Here is a 25225-nt window from a genome sequence, read left to right as displayed (position 1 = left end):
AAATCTACATTCCCTTCTCAGACAATCGGACAATGAATCCGACATACACTGCACGGTAACAAAGTAACTGTCTGCTCGCTGCCGTTCCAATGTTCTGTACGATACTGCACCTTCACCTGATCCGGCTGTTCAAAAGTATTGTGCGCATGCACCTCATCCTGAAGCACAGCAATCTCTGCTTGTCCGTTAAATTGGCTCTTATCTTCCAAACGGCAGATCACCTGTATTTCTTCCTTCAGCGAAGTATTCGCAAGCGTAATCGTCATATTTCCATCATCACTCACAGACACCGACTCCGAAAGTGATGGTATCACTTTTCCATCATGATCTACCGGCAACGTATCAACCGCACTTTGCACAAGACTGGCACCCTGATGTTCTTTATACATAGCAAACACATCATAAGTTGGCGTCTTAACGATCTGATCCCCCTCTGTCAACACCATCGCCTGCAATACATTGACAACCTGTGCGATATTTGCCATTGAGATCATGTCGCTATGTTTGTTAAAGATATTTAAATTCAAAGCGGCTACGATCGCATCACGCATCGTATTTTGCTGGTACAAAAATCCCGGATTCGTTCCCGGCTCCACATCATACCAAGTTCCCCACTCATCTATAATAAGATCAATATTATGCTCTGGATCAAGCTCATCCATAATCTTCAAATGACCATCAATGACCTCCTCGATCCCTAACGTTTTCGCGATCGTTGTGTAATATTCCTGCTCAGTAAAATCCGTAGCACTTCCTTTGTGTTCCCAGTCGCCCGGCACGGTATAATAATGCAGACTAATCCCTTTGGCGTGCTGATGGTTAATACGACTCATCAGCTCTCTCGTCCATGCATAATCATCCCCACTTGGTCCACAAGCTACTTTATATAATTTATTGCCGGAATATTCTTTGCAAAACTGCTGATACCGCTTATATTCATTGGCATAAAAGTCCGCGTCCATGCTGCCACCGCAGCCCCAACTTTCATTGCCGATACCCAAGTATTTTACTTTCCAAGGCTCTGCATGACCGTTCGCTGCACGTAACTCTGCAAAAGTTGATCCTGACTCTGCCGTCATATATTCTACCCATTCTGCTGCCTCCTGCACCGTACCACTTCCCATATTAACAGCAATGTATGGTTCACAGCCGATCTGTTCGCAAAGTTCCATAAATTCGTGCGTACCAAAGCTATTGTCCTCTACTGTACCGCCCCAGTTTGTATTGACCATCTTCCGTCTGGACTCCTTCGGACCAATGCCATCTTTCCAATGATATTCATCCGCATAGCATCCACCCGGCCAGCGCAGTACAGGAAGCTTAATCTCACGCAGAGCCTCCACAACATCATTGCGCATGCCGTTGGTATTCGGAATATCCGAGTCCTCTCCAACATAAACGCCGTCATAAATGCAGCGTCCTAAATGCTCCGAAAACTGTCCATAAATCTCCGGTGCGATCGTGCTCTTGTGAACACTTGGTGTTATACTTAACACTGACTTTTTCATAAATAAATTTCCCCCTTTTTACTATTTTCTCCCAATACACTATAAGTTGGCAACTAATTTCAACCTCAAAATAGTCCACCGATCAAATATACCGCAAAGGCCGCAACCCATGCAACGATACATTGCCAGATCACCATGCTGACAGCCCATTTACCGCCCAACTCACGTTTTACAGATGCGATCGCTGCGATACACGGAGTATACAGCAGACTAAATACGAGCAGTGAACCGGCCGTCAATGGTGAAAGCACTGTACTGATTGATCCGCTGAATAAAACTTCTAACGTGGAAACAACACTTTCTTTTGCCATAACTCCACTGATCAATGCGGTAGCAATTCTCCAATCACCAAGTCCCAGCGGTGTTAATACAGGCACAAATATCTGCGCGATCATTGCAAGCATACTGTCCGAAGAATCGGACACCATATTCAAACGCAGATTGAAACTCTGCAAAAACCAAACTACTACCGTTGCGACCAGTATAACTGAAAATGCTTTCTGCAGAAAATCTTTTGCCTTTTCCCACAGCAGCTGTCCCACATTTCGTACACCAGGCAAACGATAATTAGGCAATTCCATCACGAAAGGAACCGGTTCTCCCTCAAATAATGTTGCTCGGTATAGGAAGGCTACCAAGATTCCCATAACAATGCCAAACAGATAAAGCCCCGTCATGATCAGGCCGCCGCGCCCCGGGAAGAACACGCTGACAAAAAACGCATATATCGGTAATTTGGCCGTACAACTCATAAACGGCGTCAACAAGATCGTCATTTTACGATCTCTTTCACTAGTCAGCGTACGTGTTGCCATGACAGCCGGCACTGTACAACCAAACCCGATCAACAATGGAACAATGCTTTTGCCGGAAAGACCGATCTTGCGAAGCAGCTTATCCATTACAAAAGCCACACGGGCAATATACCCACTGTCCTCCATTAATGACAAAAAGAAAAACAAGGTGACAATGATCGGCAAAAAGCTTAGCACACTCCCCACACCGGTAAATATTCCATCCATGATCAAACTGTATAACGCATCATTCAGCTGAGCTGCTTTTAATCCTTTTCCCACCATATCTGCGATTGCATCAATACCTAATTGCAATATATTTTGCAGCCATGCACCGATCACGTTAAACGTCAGATAAAATACTGCAGCCATGATCGCAATAAAACACGGAATCGCTGTATATTTTCCGGTAAAGATCCGGTCTATCTTCTCACTGCGAATTCGCTCTTTACTCTCTTTTGGTTTTACCACTGCTTGTTCACATAAACGTTCAATGAAATCAAAGCGCATATCTGCAATTGCAGCACTGCGGTCTACACCTCGCTCTGTCTCCATCTGGCACACAATATGCTCCAACATTTCCTTTTCGTTTTCATCAAGTTTTAACTGCTTTAGGATCAGCAGATCTCCTTCAATTGCTTTCGTTGCAGCAAATCGCACCGGGATATCTGCCTTTTCAGCGTGATCTTCAATCAGATGGATCACCGCATGAATACACCGATGTACGGAACCATCGTGATCTTTTTTGTCACAGAAATCCTGTCGCATCGGCCGTTCCTGATACTTCGCGATATGAAGTGCATGTTTCACGAGTTCCTCTACGCCCTCGTTTTTGGCTGCAGAAATCGGAATGACAGGTACCCCTAGCAATTCCTCCATCAAATTGACATTGATCGCACCATGGTTACTGGTTACTTCATCCATCATATTCAATGCGACTACCATCGGAATATCCATCTCCAAAAGCTGCATTGTCAGATATAAATTACGTTCAATATTGGTTGCATCGACAATATTGATAATTGCTGTTGGATGATCTTGCAGCACAAAGTTACGCGAAACGATTTCTTCGCTGCTATATGGCGACATCGAATAAATTCCCGGCAGATCCGTCACATTTGTATCTGAATATCCCTTAATAGCACCATCTTTGCGATCCACTGTAACCCCGGGGAAATTGCCAACATGTTGATTCGCACCCGTCAACTGATTAAACAATGTCGTTTTACCACAATTTTGATTGCCGACCAGGGCGTATGTTAAAGTGGTTCCTTCCGGCAGAGGATGTTCGTCCTCTTTGGAATGAAACTTTCCCTCTTCACCAAGCCCCGGATGTACAGATGGCTGTATTCTTTCACTACCGGCATGACTATTACTGCGCTTGTCAATCGGTTTTATCTCAATCTGTTCTGCTTCTGCTAGGCGAAGCGTCAATTCGTACCCGTGTATTTGTAACTCCATCGGATCTCCCATTGGTGCAAACTTGACAACCGTCACCTCTGCTCCGGGAATCATTCCCATATCCAAAAAATGCTGTCTAAGCGCGCCTTCGCCACCTACTTGCGTCACAACAGCACTCTTTCCTATCTCCAGTTCTTTTAAGGTCATACTATCCTCCAAGTATAATTCTTGTTGAGAATTTTTCTCATTAAATTACGGTATATCAATATATTTTCAATGTCAACTCCTTTTACCGTTTTTTTTGACTTTCCTGACATTTATTGCTATTCTTTTGGTAATGATCTGCGCATCTGCGAAAGTAATGGATCCCATTTCTTTCGCTCAAGCTGATACACAAAATATATTAGGAGGGAGCGCTCTATGTTACTGCATGTACTGGCAGCAATTCACAATACTACCACTCTGCTGTTTGGCATTTTTATATCTGCCTTTTTTTTAGGCGTGCGCCAAAATAAGTCTAATACGATCAAGCTGCTATTGTATTCTCTGGCAGAGGGTACCGTCTATCTGCTGTCACTCACTCTGATCGGTGAAACTGCTACCATGCAGATCTACCCTCTGTTCATACATCTTCCGCTCGCTCTGTTTTTGACATTCTACTACCATTACACATTTCTTTCGTCCTGTGTTTCCATCGTCTCTGCCTACCTTTGCTGTCAGGTCAGTACGTGGATCGGAATGTTTGCACTTTCTCTCTCCGGTGAACAATGGTGTTATTACTGCTTTCGCATCATCGCAACCCTCGGTACGTATTTCTTCCTATGCCGCTATGTGTGTCACACGACAGAAATGATTTTTGCGAAGGATAGACGAGAGCTTTGGGTTATTGGCTTTCTCCCTTTTGTCTATTATATTTTTGACTATATGTGTACAAAATTTTCCAATCTGTTATACTCCGGCAACAAAGCTGTGGTCGAGTTTATGGGCTTCGCTTCCTGTCTGGCCTATCTTACATTTCTGCTCATATATTTCAAGGAATACGAACGCAAACAGCAGATCCGCCAATACAGCGATCTGACTAAAATGCAGCTTCTTTCTATTCAAAAGGAAATTGAACAGGTCAAACTTAGCGAACAAAAAATTGCTATTTTGCGGCATGATATGCGGCATCATCTAACGATCATCTTGACACAGCTTCAAAACAACAGTCCGGATCATGCGATGGATTACATCAAACAACTATACGACAGCTATGATGATACCGTCATTACAAATTACTGCAAAGATGAGATGATCAATTCCGTAATCTCTATCTACCATACACGATTTGAAAATATCGGCGTTATCTTTCAATGCAATATTGGCAGGATGCCACCATTGCCGGAATCCGAAACGGATGTTAGCACCATTCTGTCCAATGCACTGGAAAATGCATTGCATGCTCTGCAGAACATGACTATTCCGAATCGTATGATCACCTTAACAATCTCTGAAAAAAACGCACATCTCTTGATCCAAGTCAAAAATACGATTGAAAAACCGCCGAAATTCATAGACGGTATTCCAATCTCTGAGACACCCGGTCACGGTATAGGCGTGCGAAGTATTATATATTATGTTGAAAAGCTCGGTGGACAGTGCCACTTTTCTGTATCCGGCAACTACTTTACCCTTCAAATTATCATTTAACGAATGAAAGAAAGAGGACATTATGAAAATAGCAATTTGTGATGATGAACCAATTTATATAGAAACAACTTCCAGTTTATTACAGAAATGGGCTGGTGAACATGGTATTGAAATGCAGATCTTCACGTATGATAATGGCGACGATCTGATCGCTGCACATACAGATGAATGTATGGATTTGATCCTGTTAGACGTCATTATGCCTCTTTTGAACGGCATAGACACTGCTGCTGAATTGCGCGCAAACGGACAGGATGTTCCCATTATTTTTCTAACTTCCTCCCGTGAATTTGCAGTTGAATCCTACGAGGTCAAAGCCTTTCATTATCTGCTGAAACCCATTGACGAAATACGATTATTTGCTGTCATGGACGAATACCGGAAACAATATTGCAAGACCAAAGAAACCTTTACGGCACAGACCGTGACCGGTTTTTACAAAATGACGATCGAAGAGGTTGCCTGTCTGGAAGCGCAAAACAAACTGGTACTTGTAACCTTTTCAAACGGGACGCAGATCACAATCCGTGAACCATTTTATAAGTGCGAAGAGATATTCCATATGGATCGGGGATTTATCAAGTGTCATCGCAGCTATATCGTAAATCTAATGTTAGTAGAACAATTTACTAAAACCGAAGTAACTCTTCAAAACGGCATGGTCATCCCAATTTCGCGAAATAACTATGCTGCCTTCAAGGAAGTTTATTTCCGATATATGTTTCAAAAATAGCAGTTGCATTTCCCAATTATGGTGTTAAAATAGATAATTACGATATTGAAATTGTTAATTACTCCCTGTACATTATATGAGGCAAACAAATCGGAGTTCAGCGTTACATACGGAGGTCGAAATTAGATGAGTAAAGATGTCACGAAAGATATGACAACAGGTAAGCCACTGCTTTTGATCCTGCAGTTTGCATTTCCTTTGTTGATCGGCAACTTTTTTCAGCAAATGTATAATGTTGCTGATGCGGCGATCGTCGGACGATTCCTTGGACCGAAAGCGCTAGCTGCAGTCGGTGCCTCCTCTAGTGTCCAATTTTTGGTACTTGGATTTTGCATCGGCATCTGTTGTGGATTTGGAGTTCCTATCGCTCAACGCTTTGGCGGCAAGGATTACAGATCCATGCGCGCCTATATCTGGCACAGCATTTTTATCACGATTGCTGCCGCCGTCCTGCTGACAACGATCTGCGCCCTGCTTTGCCCTGCTATTTTACATATTTTAACCACACCAGCCAACATCTATAAAGATGCCTATATTTACTTGTTAATTATTTTCCTGGGCATCCCTTGTACTTTGCTGTACAATCTGCTTTCGAGCATACTTCGTGCCGTTGGCGACAGCAAAACACCTTTTTTGTTTTTGGTGTTTTCCACCATATTAAATATTATCTTGGATCTGGTCTGCATCGTTGTCTTTCACTGGGGCTGTGCCGGTGCTGCAATTGCAACGATCACCGCTCAGGGGATCAGCGGGCTGCTTTGTCTCGTGTTTATACTAAAGAAGGTACCGATACTGCATCCAACTGCAGAGGATCGCGCTTTTCGCCCACAGATGGTATCGCATCTGCTTATCATGGCGATCCCTATGGGACTGCAATATTCCATTACAGCGATAGGCAGTATGGTCATGCAGTCCGCCAACAACGGACTGGGTGACGTCTATATTACCGGATTCACCGCAGCTATGCGTATTAAGCAGTTTGCCATGTGTCCATTTGATGCAATCGCAACCGGTGTATCCACCTTTTGCGGACAAAATCTTGGTGCCGGGAAGACGGATCGTATTAAGAAAGGAATCTTGCAGGGCGTCTTCGTCGGCATGGCATATGGCCTTGTAGCAGGCATTGTACTTATCTTCTTTGGCCGTACATTGACACTGCTGTTCGTGAAGCCATCCGCTACTGCAGTGCTTGATGCTTCTGCCAAATATTTGCGCTGCCTCGGATTCTTCTATTGGTCACTCGGCATCTTAAACACCTGCCGAATGACCACACAGGGTCTTGGCTATTCCGGCAGAGCTATCCTCTCGGGCGCCGTCGAAATGGCGGCACGCTGTTTCGTCAGTCTGGCATTGGTTCCTATTTTTCACTTCGATGCAATCTGCTTTGCCGATCAAAGTGCTTGGATCACTGCTACGCTCTACATCGTACCGACTTGTCTGCTTGTTGTGCGCTCAATTGAAAAAAAAAGAAAGGAATATAAATGATTATGAGAAAAAACAATTGGAAAACGACTGCAATAGTGGCACTTCTAAGCATCTCTATGGTGCTTCCTACCACCAGTGGATCAGCGGCAGCTGCTTTTGCTGTAACGCCTAAGGATGTCACTACTCACAAAGCAACCGCAACTGAACCAACCGCTACGCCTGATTCCAAGGCAACACCGCCAATATTAGAAACAGATGTGGCGAGCGCATCCAACGGATGTACAATGCTTGGTATCTATGGTTCGTATTATAGTCAGGCACAGGAAGCTCTAGACAAGTTAAATGAAATTCGTAAAGAAGCCTGTGAAGCCGGCAACATACCGGATCCGCGCGATCCCAGCCGTATGCTGACATCCGATGATTATAAACCGTTAAGATGGTCGAGAGACCTAGAAAGCATCGCTCGCATTCGTGCGGCAGAGGCTGGCATTTCGTTTAATTTCATGGCATCCGGACATGATCGTCCCAGCGATAAAGATACTTTTTCCCTATCCTTTCATGGTGTATCTTCCAATTGTGAAGATCTCGCTTACTGTTGGGGAAAAAGCATGACCGAAGGTGTCATTCTGTGGAAATCTGAACAAAAAGACTGGGTCGATCAAAATCTGTCCAATGAAACCGGTCATTATACAAGTATGATCAATCCAAAATACAACTATGTCGGATTGGGCGATTTCTATTCCGAAGCAGCACCTTATCCGAATACCGTTGCCGGTGAATTTTCTACGAGAACCGGTCTGAACGAAACCATGCAGGATGTGCAGACCGATGTTATACAAAAAGTTGAGATCTCCAACAAATATATCAAAGAGAATTTCTTAGACGGCGCAGATACGATAAACACGGAGCAGACTTCCAGCTTAACCGCAAAAGTACGTTTGGAACGCACTCGCAGCAATGGCAAAGTGTCCACCCGCGAGATCTGGTCCGTTCAGCCTCTAACCTATTCCTCTTCCGACCGTACGATCGCTACGGTAGATAACAACGGAAACGTTACAGGTCTTACCAATGGAGATGTCACCATTACAGCAAAAGCAGATAACACAATATTTGCGACCAAAACAATACATATCTCTTGTGCGCATACGCGTAAAGAGACCGGTTATACACCGGCAACCTGTACAAAAAATGGGTCACGTACATATCACTGTGACACCTGTAATAAAGATTTTGAGGAAATCATCCCCAAAAAACCACATAACTATGTATATGGAGAAATCGATGCCAATGGCAAGAGCACGGGTATCTGCTCCGACTGTCAGAATACGATCTACATCGCTCCGCCAACCTCATTCGATATTTATTGGCGCAATAGTACCTCCACCACAAGTTACTATTATTCTTCCATGCCGGCCAGCAACCCAATCGGCTCCACCATTTATGCATGGGCACAAAATATCAACGGCGATAGCAATTATCAGGAGCTCCGTATTGAATCCACGGATCCGTCTGTCGTTTCCACGCCTGGTATCATATCCGATAAGACCTACTTAAATCCGCTTAATGTATTAGCTGCAGGCATTACACAAATCACTGTGTATCCAACCTATAACCCTGCCCTAAAGAAAACCTATACTCTTCGTATCGGCGAAAACGGCAGTGTTGACATTGCACAGGCCGAAATCACTCTGTCCGAAAAGTCGTACATCTATACCGGCAATCCACAGAAACCAAAAGTCACTGTGACCATGCATGGTACTACCCTGACCGAAAATAAGGACTACACGATTCGTTATGAAAACAACATCGCCGTCGGTACAGCAACTGTCACGGTAACAGGAGCCGGTCTGTTTTGTGGACAGACAGCGATTCCGTATACAATTCAATCCTCTGCCGCCAAACCACATACACATGTGACTGTAATCGATGAAGCAGTTCCGGCAACCTGTACCACTCCGGGACTTACCGAAGGATCTCACTGCTCTGAATGCGGCTTGGTATTCACGACGCAGCAGGTTGTAAATGCACTCGGACACGATTGGGCATCTGACTTCACCATTGACATCCCAGCAACCAAAACATCTACCGGAGAAATGTCACTGCATTGTAAACGCTGTAATGAACGTTCACGTATTACGGAAATACCAAAACTGACAGACAATAACGACTCCGATGATCCGGACTTTGACCTTCCTAACCAAAATAACAATAATCCCGGGAATGGACAATCTGTCAACAAAAACAATACCGCCGCTCCAAAAGTCGGCACTGTATTTACCGTCAAAGGACTGCGTTACCGCATTGCAAACCGCAATGTGCGCACAAAGACTTGCACTGTAACCTGTCTCGGATATGACAAGAAATATCTAAAAAACAAGAAAAAGGGATCTGTTACATTATCCATTCCAGCTAAAATAGCTTACGGCAAATATAGCTGTATGGTTACTGCCATTGGCAATAAAGCATTTTATGGCTGCAAAGCACTCAAGCGTGTTTCGACCGGAAGTAATGTGCTATCCATCGGAAGTAAAGCATTCTCCGGTTGCAAAGCACTTAAGAAAGTAACCATTTTGAAAAAGACAAAGAAAATCGGAGCCTCTGCTTTTGCCAAATGCAGCAATCTGCGCACCATAACCATTAAGACGACGTCTCTAACGAAAAAGTCTATCGGTAAAAAAGCATTTCATGGCATTGCAAAGAAAGCGAAATTTAAGCTGCCATCCAGCAAGAAAAGGCTGTACAAAAAATGGGTCAAAAAATAAACAGGCTGCTTCAATATCCCTCATTTTTAACAACCCATTTGCCATTCTTTTTCTTCAAATAAATGATACGATACTTTCCGCTCTTCGTATCCTTGCCTTGGAACTGTATTTGGTCACCTGATCCACCATTGTATTCCAAGCTCTTCACCTTTTGTGTGGTGTGTTTATAATATTCTTTAGCCACCTTGAGTGCTGCGTGAATATCTTCTTCATCAAGAGATTCCTTAGCGACTGCAGAAGCCCTCTCCTGCTCTTTCTTCGTTGGGCTTGCAGTCGCTTCCTGCTCTCTCTTCGTTGGGCTTGCAACAGTTTTCTGCTTCGATGTACTCATTGTATTTTTTCGTCCGCTTGCTCTTTGACCACATGCCGTTGCAAGTGCTGCCACTACCATAATAGTAATGATAAATACTTGTTTCTTCATAATGTCCTCCTTGTATTCCTGTTCCGGTTTCACCACACTCCCTGCATCCACATATTGTGATTTCAAAAGAGTCTGAAACGCCATACTTTCTTTGCAGTGACATCATAAAACAACAATGTATCTAATTTGTATATAAACTCTTTACCGTTCTCTCTTCCGTTTTTGGACGGGACACTTTCGCTACGATGTGCTACGTCACGTTACTTAATGTCTCTGAAATACGAGACATGGGACTGAAATACGATCCAGATGTAATAGAAATACAAACAGTTCGTAAAAGTATAATTTTACGAACTGTTTTTTTGCGTATTTACGGCAATAGCAATCTGCTTTTTTCTACTTCTCCACCAGCTCCAGGCAGTCTCCATAGTGCCTCTGCAGTGACTTTAAGTCCATAATCATCACATAAAATACTCTGCCATTGTGCACTGAATCCACTATCCTGCCATGGTCGAGCACTGAAATATATTTACCGTCTGCTTTTCGCATATGAAAGAAAATATAATCATTTGAGTGTCCTCCGTTAATCTGCGACCATATGCTTTTTTGACAACTTTCCTGTTCATCCGGCCGTATCAGATTGCAGAAGCTCTTACCTGTATATGCAAGCAGCTCGTCCATATTTTTACAGCCTGTAAGCCGAAGCAGCTCACTGTTTGCAAGCAGAATCTCATCATTTTCTTTATCTGCTCTGTAAACAATGAAAGCTCCAGGCAAATTATTAATAATATCCTTCACTGCAAAACCAAGCTTTGCGCGGCTCTTTACTTGCTCACCCTCACGATATGCCATGCAGCCGTTCTTCCCACGCATTTTCACCGCATAAAGTGCCATGTCCGCACAACGCATAAGCTTTGAACATTCATCAGCCAAAACAGGATACTCCGCAAAGCCCAGTGAAATGGTAAATGTATGCGCTTCACCTTTACAATAAAAATTCCTGGTTTCTTCTGTAAACTTCTTAAGAAAAGGCTTAACCTCCACTGCCGTGCAATCCGGCATGAAAATGCTAAACTCATCGCCTCCGTTTCTGCCGAGTATAACATCCTTTGAAAAATATTGCTTCATGCTCTCTGCAAGCTTCTGCAGTACACCATCACCCGCCGCATGTCCATACACATCATTAACAAGCTTAAAATCATCAATATCAAGCATCGCCACAACACAGTGCTTTTGCGGGTTCTGCCTCATATATTGCTCAACCTGCCTATTAAAGCCGAGCCTGTTGTAGATACCGGTCAGTGTGTCAGTCACAGCAAGTCTCTTGAAATTCTTCCTGTTCTCATTGATTGAAATCAACGCTGCTGTAAGCCCAGTCAAAAGCAGGACTATAATTACACCTCCAATAAACATGTATATCAGGTAGTTATTATTATAAAACCCACTCTTGGGTAAAATCTCAAGCCTCCACTTGCCTCCATACACGTCAAAGTCATATATCACCGGATCGTTCAACGCTTCCTTTGAACCGTAAACCCACTCATACGTATCATCCCACGGCGAAGCACACTTCTGCAGACTGTACTTATATCCAAAATTGGAAAGAGCCTCTACAGAATCAGAAAAAATTTCCGGAACCTTCAGTATAACAATTGTGAAGCCCCAAAAGCTCTTTTTACCATTTTCATCCTCCAAATAAACCGGATTGCGCACTGCTATACCATATCCGCCCTGCTTCAGCTCAAATGGTCCCTGCATAATTACAGTGTCATTATCCCTCGCATAGCGCGAAATCTCTCCCCTGTCACTATCATTTATCAGATCTATCTTGCCGGGTTCATTCAGATCCTCTGGATATATTTCATTCACAACTCCATTCGGTGCTATCTGTATACTCTGAATCGAATCGTCCATCATATTTTCTGCAATATCATAAAACTTATTTATATTTCCATCACCACTTATGACAACCTGCTTTAAGGTATCGGTAACTCCTATTCCCTCCATAAGCTCGCCATATATACGCTCCGTATATGTCATCGCATTGAGCTTTGCATTTGTCCTGTTCTGCTGTTCCTGACTCTCGCCGACTACATATATCGTACCGATTAACGCACACATGCCCAATATAAATACCACTACCGGAACAATGAATCTCTTTTTTAGCTTTTTCATTTGTATCACCTCCTAAAATCAATGTCTATCTGTTCCACATAATTTTAATATTATAGCTTTAAGATAAGAAAATGTCTATAAATTTACATGAATTTCCAACACTTCAAACTCATAAGCAAAACGAAAAGAAGCCTCACCCATTATTAAATGAAGCATCTACTTTTATCATATACTGCAAATCTACTTAGTTCGTATCAATATTTTTCAGTTGTTCAATATACTGAAATACTTTTTTTGTCACTCTTTGATTTTTTATACCCATTGCTCTTTCTTTATCCATAGATTGTACCATCTTCGAATTCTCCTTTAATAATGTATCAAGAGAAATATCAAATTGATTACTCATGCTTACAAGAATTTGCAAATCAGGATAACTTTTTGCGACATTAACGTATCAGTCTTGAAAATAATGCTTTAAATGATAATTATAATATGCTTGTAGATAACAAATGGCTAATGTTGAATATTTGTGCTATTATTTTCAGATATAAAATTGATATCTCAGTCACTACGATGCGCTCGTCACGTTACTTAATGTCTCTGAAATACGAGACATAATAAGCAATCGGTGGTTCAGTCAATACTTCCGGTATGGGAAATTTGAGCCAATAATTTTTCAAAAGACTCTTCAAACATCTTATCATCTTCCGCTGTACGTTTTTTTGGTCCTTTCACATGATTTTTATGAGAGGCACGTCGCGCCTTCTTGTTGAGATGTCTGGTCATTAACATCTGATCGATATTATTGTTCGTATACCATTTTCCAGACTGATGAATCGCCGCCGCTCCTTTCCCCAGTGCCATCGCTGCGACCCCATAATCCTGCGTAATTACCACATCATCTTTCGTGCACAGACTGATCAATTTATAATCGACAGCATCTGCTCCCGCATCAACCACGATCACATCACTATAGTCTGACTGCAAAATATGATTCGTGTCGCACAAAAGAGTCACCGGGATTTGAAACTTAGCTGCAACTTTTTCCGCAATAGAGACAACCGGACATGCGTCCGCATCAATATATATTTTCATATCTTATTTTCACCTCGATCACATTAATAAATACTACTCTAACACAGTCTGTGCGATGTTTGAGATCTATAACTTACTCAAACTTCCCCTACTTCAAATCCTCCACAACCACATATTACTTATTATGTCAGCAATAAATAAACTATTTTGCAGCCAACAAACTAAATTGTTCTGCCATCCGAGAACTAAGATAATTGCCGCAGAACGCAGAGTTTTTGCGTGATTTCTTATTTTGTTACATCTCTGATGAATACATGCCTGACGGAGTGTCTGAGATGTCCCGGTTTAGCAAGGTATCATCCATTTTTGGACGGGACGCTTTCGCTACGATGCGCTACGTCACGTTACTTAATGTCTCTGAAATACGAGACATAAGTAACGACGAGCGCAAAAGTCCCTTTCAAAAATGATGATTACCTCGCTTCCGGGACTTCGAGTTTCCGAAAGGCATGTAAATCAATCATCAGAGATAACAAAATCTAGAAATCACGAAAAACGAAAATGCGGCAAGGCAATTACTATAGTTCTCAGATGGCAGAAATCGCTTTTTGGTGGGTGCAAAATGCTATATAGTCATTGACATAATAAGTAATATGTGGTTGTGCAATAACTTCCGGTAGGGGAAGTTTGAGTAACCTATAATTGTATCAATACAGCATCAACATCATCCCACAACTGCTGCCACTGACTTGCACTCAGCCAAATAAAAAACTTCATAAAACACTTCCAATACGGATAGTCTTTATCACCTTGCAGCATTTCCACCATCTGCATCATTTCATCATAACGCGTAGCAAACTCTGTTGCATTTCCGGTTCGACGTTTCCACATCGTATAGTGAAACCGCAACGAACATAATGCTGACAAAGAACGACCTTTCTCCTGTCCGATCAATGCTGCATCATCACGCCATGCATCATTCTGTCCCAAAAAGCGCACACACTCCTCAAACCAAGCATCCAACATTGTTGTCATTTCATCTTCTCCATCTTCAAACACTATAACTGCTTATATCCAGTTATAATCTCCACCTGTCAACGCAAGGCTCAATAACTGATCATACTTTTCAATCTCTTCCTCGCCCTCCAGCATTTTGACTAGCTTGGCATCTTCTGAAATCACTGGCATTTCCTCATCCGGTCCAATTTCCATATCCGGCTCTTCCCCACAATACGGGCATACAAGACTTGGACCTACCTTAATATCCAAAAATCGGCTACCACATTTTTCACAAGTATATAATCCACAACGGTGTGTTCCATCCGGTACATAAAACATTTCTGTCACTCCTGTCTATAATCTTATCATTGCAATCTTCCCAATGATCACCTCACTTATAGGTTGATTGTTACTGTTAATGATAAACCGAAGTAGTGTAAAATGCAAATATACATATCTTGTGTTTGATTCATGTATTTGTGAATTATATATGTTCATATGCAGATCGCCACTATTTTGGTGTGGATGTTTCTTGCAAAATGGGTTGATAATTATAAAAAGATTACGTAGAGTAATCAAAAAGTAATTTGAAATATACCACAAGGTTTTATATCATAAATACAGTGCAAAGGAGTGAAATAAAAATGGGAATGAGCTTAGGTCAATTCATTTCAATTCGTCGAAAAAGGATGTTGATGACGCAAGAAGAATTGGCAAAGAAAACTAATGTCTCCAAGTCAGCAATTGCCAAATGGGAAACAGACGGGGGGATTCCAGATCGTGACAATCTGTATAAACTTGCTAATATACTGGGAGTAACTGTCAATGACATGCATCAAATTATACGAAGCATGAAATATAAAGATATTGATCTTACGGTAAATATCACCCCGGATATTATTGAAATTCTCGAATCATATGGATATAAAGTAATTCGTCCAAACGAGCGAGAAGAGTGATTATTCCATTGTCATTCTAATGATATTATACAGCAACAATATATATGTAACACAATACAAGGAGGCATGAAATGCAAGAAACACAATTACAGCAAAAAGAGATACTAGCAGAAAAAAAGGAGAACATTTCGAAAAAAAGTATGCACAAAAAAATAATATTGATATCCTCCATTTCAATCCTAGGCATTTTCTTGCTAATCGTCGGGTTCTATGTTGGAAGTAAATACAGTCTTCGCGACAGTTCCGATCCTGTCAAGCTTTCCTTCGAAAACATTGGAAAATTAGCAACGCAATCTGCCCACGAAACCATGATTAATGAAATCAATGATTCCCGTAAATTTTGGGGCACCAATATACAGATACCATTCACACAAAATAAATACATCTATACATATAATGTCACTGTAGATGCCGGCTATGATTTTAGAAAAATTAAAGCTCCGAAGTATGTAGGTGAAAAAATAATTATAGAACTACCTAAAGCGGAAATATTAAAGGCCGAAGTCGACCGTTCTTCATTAAAAGTATATGAAGAAGACAAAAATTGTTTTACACCTCTTACTTTGGACAAAATAAATGCACAAGAGAAAAAAATGCAAGAAAATGCCAAACAAAATGCTATTGATAATGGTATATATGATCTTGCATATGCTAATGCCAAAAAAGTAATCACTAATTTTGTACATTCTTTTAAGGAATATAAAAATTGTAATATTGAAGTAAGGGAGGCGAACTGATGTTTGATATTATCAAAAAAAATATTGGAATTGTATTTGTGATTATTATTATTGCTGTTATTCTTTTCTACCTTGGTCTCTTTGTTACTGCCTGACAGGACACTCTGATGTTATCGTACTTACAGAGTATGGTGTATTCCGTTACTTAAAACTGAATGCACCAATTGCCAGCTATTAAATCAACCATCCGCAGACAATTTAAGCAGCCCATTTTTTACAAGCATATCATCAATATCACCCATGTCATATTTGCGATTATTAATTGCCACAATAATGCATGCATCCCGTTTATCCTTGGCATATAACGGTTTCATCCCATACAATTTAAGTGCAGTATTTATTTCATTCAATTGAAATCGTCCCGCCACACAAAATCGAATAATCAAATCTCGATTTTTCGTATGCTTCTCCATATTGAGTATTTTTTCTCCATACGACTCTGACACTCCTGCGAAGGAATAAATATCCTTATAATATAATTTGGAATGACAAAATGCGAGATTTTTCTTATCAATAACATCTTTCATATAATATGTAAACGCCTTCGAAGTTTCTGCAATATAATATCGATTTTCTTTATAATATTTATCCATGCAATCTGGCGTGGTATTTCTTAGCTGAGCATCCAGTTCGTCCGTCGACTTTTCCTGCATAACAGTTTCACACTCCTTTTTCCAAATATGTATTAAGCACACTCAATAACTCTTCATCGCTATATCGTTCTTCCGGATCCAGCTTGATGCATCGATCAACGATCACCCAAACCTCCCCTTTCGCTTTTTCTTCTTTGGGTAATTTACCGGTAATTAAAACATTTAATAATACGCCGAGCGCATATATATCTGTTTTAGGCGTCGACGCTCCATGTCCAAAGCCAACCTGCTCCGGAGCTGCATAATATAATGTCCCCAATAATTTTGTATCTTCAAGTTGATCAGGTGCATATTTTTTGGCTACATTGACATCTAACAAAAACACCTCGTTATTATTACCAAGCATTACGTTAGATGGTTTAATATCTCTGTGAATAATGGGTACATCCCGTGTATGCAGGTCTATTAATATCCTAAGTAAATCCCTCGCAATCCGCACTGCCGTATATACTGACATTCTTTCCTGTTGCAGACAATCAGCAAGAGTCATTCCTTCAATATACTCTTCGACAACAACCAGATATCTTGATCCCTGATATATCCCATAGATTTGTGGCATATGTGCTATTGGATGTTCCCGTAAACTCTCATATACCTTTGCATCAAATATCGTGAGCTGTTTTTTTATGTACGTCTTACCCGTTCGATCACATATCAAAATAACATCTTGATTCCCACCAACAGATTCTATTTCTTCATAGCAAAGCAGTGATAATACACCCTCGTCCTTCATCCCCTTATATGGATTCTGCAGAGACATCCGATATTCATCTTGTGATAAATATATGGTCCGCTCTTCTAGTGCGTTAGCAAAGCCACACTTTGTGCACTCCCATTCTCCGCAATCTTCCTGAAATCCTGTCTGCACATTTAGCATTGCACCACACTCATCACAAAGCCATACAATATTGGTCTCTGTATCAATATTTGGATTGATCAACATCTCGCCACAGCCCTTGCACTCCCAATAGGGAAGGTCGTTTCGGTATCCCCTCTGCAATGTCAGATTCGCATCACAACGCGGGCAAAACTCGACAGCATATTCACATTGACTGCGGCGAAAAAGAAAACTCAGCAATTTATTCATACTAATCACTTATCCCTAGCTACTACAATATATTTATGGTTAATATCCCTTACAGCCAGTAAGGAATTTTCCATCTTGTTGCTAATTTACTATTTTTCTTCCACGACCGCCATCTTAGTACCCTTTTTTCCCGGCTTCGTAAATTTGCTGACATCAATATTTATCCCTAAGAACACTTTCATCAGCCAAAAGAAAAACAGCACAACCAACAATGGGAAAATGCAGGATGTGATGACCATTACAGCGGTCGCTTCAATAAAATTATTTAGCGTTTTTTCCGCTTTGTTCGTCAATTCCTCAATTTTCTTAGAACCAAACGACGTGATATCCGAAACAATATCCTGCGCCGATTGTTTCGTGTCATCAAGCACTTCTTTTCCACCATTTACGATCGAATTCCAAATAGATTGATTCTTCTGCTCACTGTTCGCCTGTGTTTGTCCATCTTTGTTATTCTGATCATCTGCAGCTTTCTTGGAATCATCTGTTTGCGTTTCTTGTTTGATCGTTTCATTTGTCTGCTCAGCATCTTTCATTGTGGCATCCAATGTAACCTGATACGTTTTTTCGATCAAATCGGATACAAATACACTTGCCGGCACAGTTGCAAACAAGAACAATCCAAACAGTCCTAATTTAAGTGCCAATTTAACCAAAATATCTTTTGGCCAATAAATTCTTATTATCACAAGCAATAGTGCTATCGGTATCAGGATTTTAAATGCTGCATAGCCTGTTATCGTTAGCAAATATTTTTCCAAAAAAATCGTGCATAAGATCAGCAAAAACCATGAAGTAAGATCCGCCAGTTTCGTCGCGATAGGCGTTGCCGTATCTCCCGGTATCATAGTGATCGCTGTCGACGACGCCGTCGACAACGCGGTTAATTTCAAAACATTTGCTTTCTTCTGGTCCAGATATTTGATCGCCTTTTGATGATTCTGGGGATTCGATGCTATATTTCCCACAACAAAAAACGAGCATAGTATCATGCAGACCAGTGTTATCGTAATAATTATTTTTTTCTTCATAGTATGTCCTTTCATAGGGTGTAAGATTATATCACGCAATTAATATAATTCGATATATAGTAGGAAATCGTAAACATCTAATTGCATGATACAGATAATGTTCGTTTAATCTTTTCAATTAATGAAATATCCGCCGGCAACCACTCCACAGAATACAGTTCCTCTTCTGTCATCCATCTCGCAGCCTCATGCTCCTTCAGCACAAGATCTCCTTTTATAATTTTTGCAAAGAAACACTCCATAGAAAGATGAAAAGTAGGATAGTCATATTCTATTGTATCGATGTATTCTAAAACTTCAATTTCAGTTTCGAGCTCCTCTATAATTTCTCTTTTCAACGCTTCTTCCGGTGTTTCTCCCTTTTCGATTTTGCCTCCAGGAAACTCCCAACCATCTTTCATCTCCCCGTATCCTCTTTGGGTAGCAAAGATCATAGGTTTTCCTTCGGCATTTTCTGCCTGTATTACAGCAGCTACAACCCGAATTGTTTTCATAGCAACCTCGTTTCTGTATTTACGTACATACAAAATATTGATAAATATCTTCTCTTACACTATGCTCCAGTTCTTGAAGTGTCTGTAAAAGTGGTGTAACACCGCCTCTCGTTATAAACGCAACACTAATCGCAAAGCGATCACAATGCAGCAATTCATCTTCTATTGTCGAAAAAACTTTCTGGCCATTTTTGTTATCATTGTATATAAACTCTGGTTTATATGCTAAATTAGAATCATAAGAGGCATCAATAAATGCGGTTTGGAAACCCTTTTGCATCTCTAATAATTTCTTTGTCACAGCAGTACTCCTTTTCCAACTAATTCCTTTGTTTCCATTTATTCATCCAACATTATTTTTCCTTTTTCGCCTTCTCCCGAAGCCTCTGCATCTGCTCTTTTTCTATCTGCTGAATGCTCTTCTGGGGTGTTGGCATACCCTCCGGCAATGTACCGCCAAATTTCCTTTGCGAAGAATGCAATGCCACCAGCGGTGGCTATGGCTTTATTTTAGGAAACGAACTTCTTTTTCTGCTTCTTCCAATACCAGCCGGACCATCTTCTTTTTAAATTCAGGCTCATAACGTTTGTTCGTGTTTGCCATTTTAATCACCTTCACTTTCATTTTGATTATATCATTTATTCCAGTGTTGGTGTTACAACTTTATTATACCATCTCACCGGTTGGTTCCATGCCTGGAACCACCTTATCCTTCTCATGTTTTTCTTTGAGGGCCAGGATCCATTCCTTAAATGTCACAAATCCAGCCTCTGTGTTGCCCTCTATTGCTTATAGTTTGCTTCAAGCCATCTAGCAACACCATCTTCGTCATTCGACAAAATCACCTCTGTGGCATATTGTTTTAAATCATTGTGTGCATTTGCAACAGCATAACTTTTATCAGCCATTTGAAACATGTCTATATCATTTTTTCCATCACCAAACACAATTAGCTTTTCACAATTCAACATGCTTTGTAATTGCCTTATAGCATTTGATTTTGATGCGTCTAACGGCATAATTTCTAACCACTGTTCATTTGTATAAATATCCGTCTGATATACACAATGATATTTCTCCTTATATTTATCATACAAAGGCATAAGTTTTTTCGGTGTATCAATACAGGTAATATAAAAAATATTACCCTCTTTCAACTCAGACAATGAATTTACCTCATTTGTTCGAACATCGCCTTTACGGCTTTCGAGGAACCTATTCATACCCTCTGTACACATTTTTCGCACAAACGAGAATTTTTCCACCCCATTAATGTATGCGTAAACAATAGGATACACGTTATTGCTAAATAAATCTTCTAGCACGGAATGTATCGAATCATCAAAATAATTAGCAATTAATATTTTTTCTGTAATATTATCAATCACAAAGGCTCCATTGTACACAATCAACGGAATTTTTGCATTTATTCCTTCGGTCACTTTTTTAGCTGTAACTAAAGAACGAGCTGTAGCATAGGAAAAAATCATCCCTTCTTCAACCAATGAATTGATTACTTGATTTGTGTATTTAGAGGTTACTTCGTTACTTCTCAATAATGTCCCATCTAAATCTGAAACATACAAATCACTCATGCATTTTCCTCCGTCAACTTCAAATTTTTTCTTTCTCATTGTACCATGCACAATTTCAATATTCCACTTATATTTTTTGAAGATTTAAAATTACATTTTAGGACCATATTTTAACAAGTTGGTGATTATCCTGACGACAGCACAATAAAATGTGTTTAGCAGCAAATTAGTAGCAGAGAAAAAGAAAAAATCTGGGAACGCCGTGTTTATAAGGCTTCCCAGACTTGTGGCTGCTATTCAAACTCAATTGTGACATCTATATCTTGTGTTTTATCGCTTCTATAGTTCGGGTATATGGTATTTTTTACCCATCTATTCCAACGATTTTTTAAATTTTTCGATTTTTTGCTTACATTTTGCTAACACTTCTCACAATTTCTTCTCAACTTTCTGCAATTCGTCCAATAGCGCAATTCTTCTAGTATACGTTGTCTTAAATGCCTCCATCAACGCCTTTGCTACCTCTCGAAATTTTATATAATTTTTTCTCTATACCAGTTTACAACTTTGTTATTTATTTAAACGCTTTTTTATAGAATTTACTAATATTTCCATTGCATCAGATTCAGAAAAATCTATATACTTATAATCTTGCACTAAAGGTGGTAATTCATTATGAGGAACATCAAAATTTACCACAATAAAAGGCTTATCTGGATTACGCATTCTTCTCTGTATAAAATAATTCAATTCATTTTTCGTCCATCCACTTGCGGAATTTAAAAAATTATTTGATATACATATTATACCAATATCACTTTTCTCTAGTCCTTGATTTATCTTCTCAGTAACACTATCTCCTGGCTCTATTTGATACTTGTCATACCATGCATCAATTTCATTTATCTGAAATTGATTAAAAATTTCGTCTACAACCTTCTTGTCTTTACTTGAATGAGATAAAAATACTCTTGTATCCTTTTGCATACTAACACCACCCCACATTTCTTGAACAATCTGTCTGCTCGGATAAAGAAATAGTGAATTCTGTTCGTCCGTCATTACCAAGTCTACCATATTTTCATCTAGAAAAGTCATTGAATTATATCCTCTCTGCATAAATGAACTGACAATATCATCCATAAAATAATTAAATATACGTTTTTTATTACTATATTTTTGCATTAAAAATTCTTCAAATCTTGCAACATCTTTTTCGATAGAAACGTAGAATAATAATTCCAATGCATAGGGATTATTATTAACAAAAATCCCACATCCCACTACTGTATCTTCATCAAAATTTCTTAGTATATCTTTTATAAACATCTTTTCTTCACTACGTTTTCCATAATCTAATGAAAAAATATATATCTTTGTATCCATAAAATATTCCTTTCTCTTTACCAATCATCGCATTTTATAAATTTAGTAACATATCTACCGCTACCAGTACAATTCCGACGATTACTGGATTTTCTCTTTTCAAGTTATATATCTCTATCAGCTTATCTACTGCAAGATACTCAATTATTTCAGGGTTAACTTCTATAATATCCTTTAACGTCATTCCTTTTGAATCGCTAAGAAGATTTTCAATTGCTTTATACGCCGGCATTTGTTGTATCTTTGCATCAATTTCATTAATGTGTTACTCCAATGCATCAACATTGCCAATAGGTTATTTCATAAGTATCATCATAATCTGTTAACATTGCAACAAGTGTTATTTTTTCCATATTATTGCTCCTCTGTCTTTTTATAATAATATTCCCCTTTCTTTAATAAAAAAACAAATAATCACTTCGTTAAATATTTTCGGTTCTATTGCTTATCTAACCCTTACCTGCAAATTCACCCTTATATACATCTCTCCATTCTCCTTGGACGGGGATATTTCCTTCACCATAATCTCTTGCTGCACCTATGCCACATTGGATAATTTCTCTTTTTCCACTTGCCTTATCGGTCGCATAAAAAATATAATAATCATTTTCAATCATGGCACCTGCATCACTATGCTTGGTTTGATTTGCTAGTAATTGAATATGTGCTACCGGCACCACATCATATTTATTAACAATCCATTGTCTTCTTTCTGTACTTCTACACTCCATAAGAATCTTCTCCTTTACCGTAAATCTTGTTGCTTATATATATCTATCTTTTTTTAATTCGTCGCTTTTTTCGTCGCTTTTCAGCGACGAATTATTTTAATCTATACTGCTTCCCTTTTGTTTTTCCGTTATCCACAAGCTTATCCAACAAAACCAATTCCTTTAATAACTCCTTTGTTCTCGTGTCTTTAAGTCCAAGAATTTCAGTAATCTCCGATGTTTTATGCCATTCTCCATCTGCCATAAAATTTAAAATCAAAGAATATTGTTTCATCTTTTTAGTCATTTTTTTCGTCGCCTTTTCATCATTTTCTACTACCCCATTATTTTCTTCCAAAAACGCCGGATGAATCGGTATCCTAATCCTCATAGCTCGTCTATCTTCATCTGTAAAGAATTCCGCTCGTGGAGAACCGTTCTTTTCCAATTCTTCTTGTATTGTCGGAATACCAGAGGAATGACCTTCTGACAAGTCCAATTCCTTCAAAAATTCCCCCAATCTTCTATTACGATAGTATCTTGAAACAAATCGCTTACCTTCCACTATAGTCTTTTCAGATATAGACCGATCAATTCCCGGGAAATTCATAATATTAATGCAATCCGGCTCTATCTCTATTGTTACCGGCTCACAAGACATATAATCTCTATGGTAAAAAGCATTAACAACAGCCTCCTCAATTGCCTGATACGGATAATTCTTAATCCTCAAAGCCTCCATCTGATTTGGAACCTTGATTACTTTTTCTCGTATAAAAAGATTTCTAAATCGTTCCATTGTTGCCTGAATCATCTGTGGTACGGAGCCTGTGATATTAGGAAAATCCTCACTAACACTTGGATTTTCTACACTTCCCTGCGGAAATGACGTCATCTGAACATAAGTGTATGGGAAAAACCGGTCCAGATGCTCACAGAACATCATGATTGCCACATTTTGAATATAACGGAGTTCCGGCGGTCCTACCAGTAACTGCATATCTTCTAATATCTCCTCTACGCCTCGTTCCTTAACCTGTTTTGCCAGTCTACTACCTGTTTTTCTCAAATGATCTTCCAAAAGAACAGGTGAAATGTCATCAAAAACAGCCTTATGATTTGCTCTGCAATCATAAGGAGTCTGATCTGCCATATTGATCAATTCCCTTTCCTGCTCTGAATTTGCCCTGACAGAACTGGTTAGATAACGAATATAATAATTGTATTTCTTGTCCTTTTTACCGGTAACGTGATCTGGTGATTTGTAAGGACGCTGCTGTCCAGTTCTCGCCACAATAACAAGGATCCATTTTCCGTCAACTTCCAACGGAATCGCCTTAGGGAAATATGGCGGAGCAATCATATTATTGTAACTAAGCATTTCTTTTTGAATTTCGTCCAACATGTACTCTGGAATTCCCTTCACTGGACGGACTGCCACTCCATTTTTTTCTTCAACACCGACAGCAATATATCCACCACCATCATTGTTGTAATCATTTGCAAATGCACAAACACTATGATAGATGTCATCCGGGTTCCATCCCGCTTTAAACTCTATGCGGTCTGATTCAATTTTTCTTTTGTTTAATAAATCCTCTACGCTTATTTCAAGTTCCATAGTGTCCTCGCTTTCCAAGAAAGATTATTTATTAATATACACTTTACTATCAAATCTAATCATGTAATCATATTCAGCTTTGGCTTCTTCATTATTTTGACATTCTTCAGCAACACCTCTGCAGGCCTTCCCTCTTCAAGATGGAGACCCACGAATTTCTTGAATTCCGGTTCGCAATTTTGATTCAAT

Annotated in this window: 23 protein-coding genes; 6 read left to right on the top strand and 17 right to left on the bottom strand. The window is 39.8% G+C overall.

The features are described from left to right. Positions 1-17: 17 nt before the first annotated feature. Both ACSAJE_RS11500 and feoB read right to left on the bottom strand, forming a co-directional pair. The gene (locus ACSAJE_RS11500; RefSeq protein ID WP_458009150.1) at positions 18-1508 is read right to left on the bottom strand and encodes an alpha-N-arabinofuranosidase; all 1491 of its coding nucleotides are present in this window, start codon (positions 1506-1508) and stop codon (positions 18-20) included. Positions 1509-1573: 65 nt separating this feature from the next. After that, positions 1574-3910 carry a ferrous iron transport protein B gene (gene feoB / locus ACSAJE_RS11495; protein ID WP_118691000.1) on the bottom strand — a complete coding sequence of 779 codons (2337 nt, stop codon included), beginning with the start codon at positions 3908-3910 and terminating at the stop codon, positions 1574-1576. Between the two features lie 213 nt (positions 3911-4123). Between feoB and ACSAJE_RS11490 the strand changes: the two genes are divergently transcribed. The 4 genes from ACSAJE_RS11490 (at position 4124) to ACSAJE_RS11475 (ending at position 10312) form a co-directional block, all read left to right on the top strand. Beyond that, the gene (locus ACSAJE_RS11490) at positions 4124-5392 is read left to right on the top strand and encodes a sensor histidine kinase (RefSeq protein ID WP_118691001.1); all 1269 of its coding nucleotides are present in this window, start codon (positions 4124-4126) and stop codon (positions 5390-5392) included. Between the two features lie 22 nt (positions 5393-5414). Next, positions 5415-6125 (top strand): LytR/AlgR family response regulator transcription factor, encoded by a 711-nt coding sequence (locus ACSAJE_RS11485; RefSeq protein ID WP_458009149.1) that lies wholly within the window; start codon positions 5415-5417, stop codon positions 6123-6125. A gap of 126 nt (positions 6126-6251) precedes the next feature. After that, complete coding sequence (locus tag ACSAJE_RS11480) at positions 6252-7610, top strand: MATE family efflux transporter (protein ID WP_458009148.1); 1359 nt, start codon at positions 6252-6254, stop codon at positions 7608-7610. A 2-nt stretch (positions 7611-7612) separates the two neighbouring features. After that, on the top strand, positions 7613-10312 hold the full coding sequence (locus tag ACSAJE_RS11475; protein WP_458009147.1) for a leucine-rich repeat protein: 2700 nt from the start codon (positions 7613-7615) through the stop codon (positions 10310-10312). 10 nt (positions 10313-10322) lie between these two features. Here ACSAJE_RS11475 and ACSAJE_RS11470 read toward each other — a convergent pair whose 3' ends face one another. The 5 genes from ACSAJE_RS11470 to ACSAJE_RS11450 all read right to left on the bottom strand — a co-directional run bounded on the left by ACSAJE_RS11470 (position 10323) and on the right by ACSAJE_RS11450 (position 15161). After that, entirely contained in the window at positions 10323-10733 is a 411-nt protein-coding gene (locus ACSAJE_RS11470; RefSeq protein ID WP_458009146.1) for a hypothetical protein, read from the bottom strand. Between the two features lie 336 nt (positions 10734-11069). Continuing rightward, positions 11070-12848 carry a diguanylate cyclase domain-containing protein gene (locus ACSAJE_RS11465; RefSeq protein WP_458009145.1) on the bottom strand — a complete coding sequence of 593 codons (1779 nt, stop codon included), beginning with the start codon at positions 12846-12848 and terminating at the stop codon, positions 11070-11072. 573 nt (positions 12849-13421) lie between these two features. Then, the gene (locus ACSAJE_RS11460) at positions 13422-13883 is read right to left on the bottom strand and encodes a YaiI/YqxD family protein (RefSeq protein WP_458009144.1); all 462 of its coding nucleotides are present in this window, start codon (positions 13881-13883) and stop codon (positions 13422-13424) included. A gap of 636 nt (positions 13884-14519) precedes the next feature. Then, on the bottom strand, positions 14520-14858 hold the full coding sequence (locus ACSAJE_RS11455) for a hypothetical protein (RefSeq protein ID WP_022025203.1): 339 nt from the start codon (positions 14856-14858) through the stop codon (positions 14520-14522). A 33-nt stretch (positions 14859-14891) separates the two neighbouring features. Further along, entirely contained in the window at positions 14892-15161 is a 270-nt protein-coding gene (locus ACSAJE_RS11450; protein WP_022025204.1) for an FYDLN acid domain-containing protein, read from the bottom strand. Positions 15162-15466: 305 nt separating this feature from the next. On the opposite strand from ACSAJE_RS11450, the gene ACSAJE_RS11445 reads away from it, so the two are divergent. Continuing rightward, positions 15467-15781, top strand: coding sequence for a helix-turn-helix transcriptional regulator (locus ACSAJE_RS11445; RefSeq protein ID WP_022024634.1), 315 nt, complete (start codon positions 15467-15469; stop codon positions 15779-15781). Positions 15782-15852: 71 nt separating this feature from the next. Next, on the top strand, positions 15853-16518 hold the full coding sequence (locus ACSAJE_RS11440; protein WP_458009143.1) for a DUF4230 domain-containing protein: 666 nt from the start codon (positions 15853-15855) through the stop codon (positions 16516-16518). A 179-nt stretch (positions 16519-16697) separates the two neighbouring features. Here the strand turns inward: ACSAJE_RS11440 and ACSAJE_RS11435 are convergent, their stop codons facing one another. The 10 genes from ACSAJE_RS11435 to ACSAJE_RS11390 all read right to left on the bottom strand — a co-directional run bounded on the left by ACSAJE_RS11435 (position 16698) and on the right by ACSAJE_RS11390 (position 25036). After that, complete coding sequence (locus tag ACSAJE_RS11435) at positions 16698-17171, bottom strand: hypothetical protein (RefSeq protein ID WP_458009142.1); 474 nt, start codon at positions 17169-17171, stop codon at positions 16698-16700. 7 nt (positions 17172-17178) lie between these two features. Further along, the gene (locus ACSAJE_RS11430; protein ID WP_458009141.1) at positions 17179-18258 is read right to left on the bottom strand and encodes a protein kinase domain-containing protein; all 1080 of its coding nucleotides are present in this window, start codon (positions 18256-18258) and stop codon (positions 17179-17181) included. Positions 18259-18347: 89 nt separating this feature from the next. Continuing rightward, positions 18348-19289: a hypothetical protein gene (locus ACSAJE_RS11425; RefSeq protein WP_458009140.1), complete on the bottom strand. Its 942-nt coding sequence runs from the start codon at positions 19287-19289 to the stop codon at positions 18348-18350. 77 nt (positions 19290-19366) lie between these two features. Beyond that, complete coding sequence (locus ACSAJE_RS11420; protein WP_458009139.1) at positions 19367-19783, bottom strand: (deoxy)nucleoside triphosphate pyrophosphohydrolase; 417 nt, start codon at positions 19781-19783, stop codon at positions 19367-19369. 19 nt (positions 19784-19802) lie between these two features. Then, positions 19803-20084 carry a hypothetical protein gene (locus tag ACSAJE_RS11415; protein ID WP_458009138.1) on the bottom strand — a complete coding sequence of 94 codons (282 nt, stop codon included), beginning with the start codon at positions 20082-20084 and terminating at the stop codon, positions 19803-19805. A gap of 482 nt (positions 20085-20566) precedes the next feature. Continuing rightward, the gene (locus tag ACSAJE_RS11410) at positions 20567-21418 is read right to left on the bottom strand and encodes an HAD family hydrolase (protein WP_458009137.1); all 852 of its coding nucleotides are present in this window, start codon (positions 21416-21418) and stop codon (positions 20567-20569) included. A gap of 471 nt (positions 21419-21889) precedes the next feature. After that, positions 21890-22705, bottom strand: a complete 816-nt coding sequence (locus ACSAJE_RS11405; protein WP_458009136.1) for a toll/interleukin-1 receptor domain-containing protein — start codon at positions 22703-22705, stop codon at positions 21890-21892. A 34-nt stretch (positions 22706-22739) separates the two neighbouring features. Then, a complete protein-coding gene (locus ACSAJE_RS11400) occupies positions 22740-22937 on the bottom strand; it encodes a hypothetical protein (RefSeq protein WP_458009135.1) in 198 nt (65 codons plus the stop codon). Positions 22938-23154: 217 nt separating this feature from the next. Further along, entirely contained in the window at positions 23155-23436 is a 282-nt protein-coding gene (locus tag ACSAJE_RS11395) for a hypothetical protein (protein WP_458009134.1), read from the bottom strand. A gap of 91 nt (positions 23437-23527) precedes the next feature. Further along, the gene (locus tag ACSAJE_RS11390; protein ID WP_458009133.1) at positions 23528-25036 is read right to left on the bottom strand and encodes an RNA-binding domain-containing protein; all 1509 of its coding nucleotides are present in this window, start codon (positions 25034-25036) and stop codon (positions 23528-23530) included. Positions 25037-25225: the final 189 nt, after the last annotated feature.

This window comes from Jutongia sp. SJQ-6 (assembly GCF_054161275.1).
Note: the sequence above shows the minus strand (reverse complement) of the source record. Positions and strands in the feature narration are given on the sequence as shown.

Excerpts from the sequence above, each read along its gene's own strand:
- ACSAJE_RS11500 (WP_458009150.1), bottom strand. The coding sequence starts at position 1,508 with ATGAAAAAGTCAGTGTTAAGTATAACACCAAGTGTTCACAAGAGCACG.
- feoB (WP_118691000.1), bottom strand. The coding sequence starts at position 3,910 with ATGACCTTAAAAGAACTGGAGATAGGAAAGAGTGCTGTTGTGACGCAA.
- ACSAJE_RS11490 (WP_118691001.1), top strand. The coding sequence starts at position 4,124 with ATGTTACTGCATGTACTGGCAGCAATTCACAATACTACCACTCTGCTG.
- ACSAJE_RS11485 (WP_458009149.1), top strand. The coding sequence starts at position 5,415 with ATGAAAATAGCAATTTGTGATGATGAACCAATTTATATAGAAACAACT.
- ACSAJE_RS11480 (WP_458009148.1), top strand. The coding sequence starts at position 6,252 with ATGAGTAAAGATGTCACGAAAGATATGACAACAGGTAAGCCACTGCTT.
- ACSAJE_RS11475 (WP_458009147.1), top strand. The coding sequence starts at position 7,613 with ATGAGAAAAAACAATTGGAAAACGACTGCAATAGTGGCACTTCTAAGC.
- ACSAJE_RS11470 (WP_458009146.1), bottom strand. The coding sequence starts at position 10,733 with ATGAAGAAACAAGTATTTATCATTACTATTATGGTAGTGGCAGCACTT.
- ACSAJE_RS11465 (WP_458009145.1), bottom strand. The coding sequence starts at position 12,848 with ATGAAAAAGCTAAAAAAGAGATTCATTGTTCCGGTAGTGGTATTTATA.
- ACSAJE_RS11460 (WP_458009144.1), bottom strand. The coding sequence starts at position 13,883 with ATGAAAATATATATTGATGCGGACGCATGTCCGGTTGTCTCTATTGCG.
- ACSAJE_RS11455 (WP_022025203.1), bottom strand. The coding sequence starts at position 14,858 with ATGACAACAATGTTGGATGCTTGGTTTGAGGAGTGTGTGCGCTTTTTG.
- ACSAJE_RS11450 (WP_022025204.1), bottom strand. The coding sequence starts at position 15,161 with ATGTTTTATGTACCGGATGGAACACACCGTTGTGGATTATATACTTGT.
- ACSAJE_RS11445 (WP_022024634.1), top strand. The coding sequence starts at position 15,467 with ATGGGAATGAGCTTAGGTCAATTCATTTCAATTCGTCGAAAAAGGATG.
- ACSAJE_RS11440 (WP_458009143.1), top strand. The coding sequence starts at position 15,853 with ATGCAAGAAACACAATTACAGCAAAAAGAGATACTAGCAGAAAAAAAG.
- ACSAJE_RS11435 (WP_458009142.1), bottom strand. The coding sequence starts at position 17,171 with ATGCAGGAAAAGTCGACGGACGAACTGGATGCTCAGCTAAGAAATACC.
- ACSAJE_RS11430 (WP_458009141.1), bottom strand. The coding sequence starts at position 18,258 with ATGAATAAATTGCTGAGTTTTCTTTTTCGCCGCAGTCAATGTGAATAT.
- ACSAJE_RS11425 (WP_458009140.1), bottom strand. The coding sequence starts at position 19,289 with ATGAAGAAAAAAATAATTATTACGATAACACTGGTCTGCATGATACTA.
- ACSAJE_RS11420 (WP_458009139.1), bottom strand. The coding sequence starts at position 19,783 with ATGAAAACAATTCGGGTTGTAGCTGCTGTAATACAGGCAGAAAATGCC.
- ACSAJE_RS11410 (WP_458009137.1), bottom strand. The coding sequence starts at position 21,418 with ATGAGAAAGAAAAAATTTGAAGTTGACGGAGGAAAATGCATGAGTGAT.
- ACSAJE_RS11405 (WP_458009136.1), bottom strand. The coding sequence starts at position 22,705 with ATGGATACAAAGATATATATTTTTTCATTAGATTATGGAAAACGTAGT.
- ACSAJE_RS11400 (WP_458009135.1), bottom strand. The coding sequence starts at position 22,937 with ATGCCGGCGTATAAAGCAATTGAAAATCTTCTTAGCGATTCAAAAGGA.
- ACSAJE_RS11395 (WP_458009134.1), bottom strand. The coding sequence starts at position 23,436 with ATGGAGTGTAGAAGTACAGAAAGAAGACAATGGATTGTTAATAAATAT.
- ACSAJE_RS11390 (WP_458009133.1), bottom strand. The coding sequence starts at position 25,036 with ATGGAACTTGAAATAAGCGTAGAGGATTTATTAAACAAAAGAAAAATT.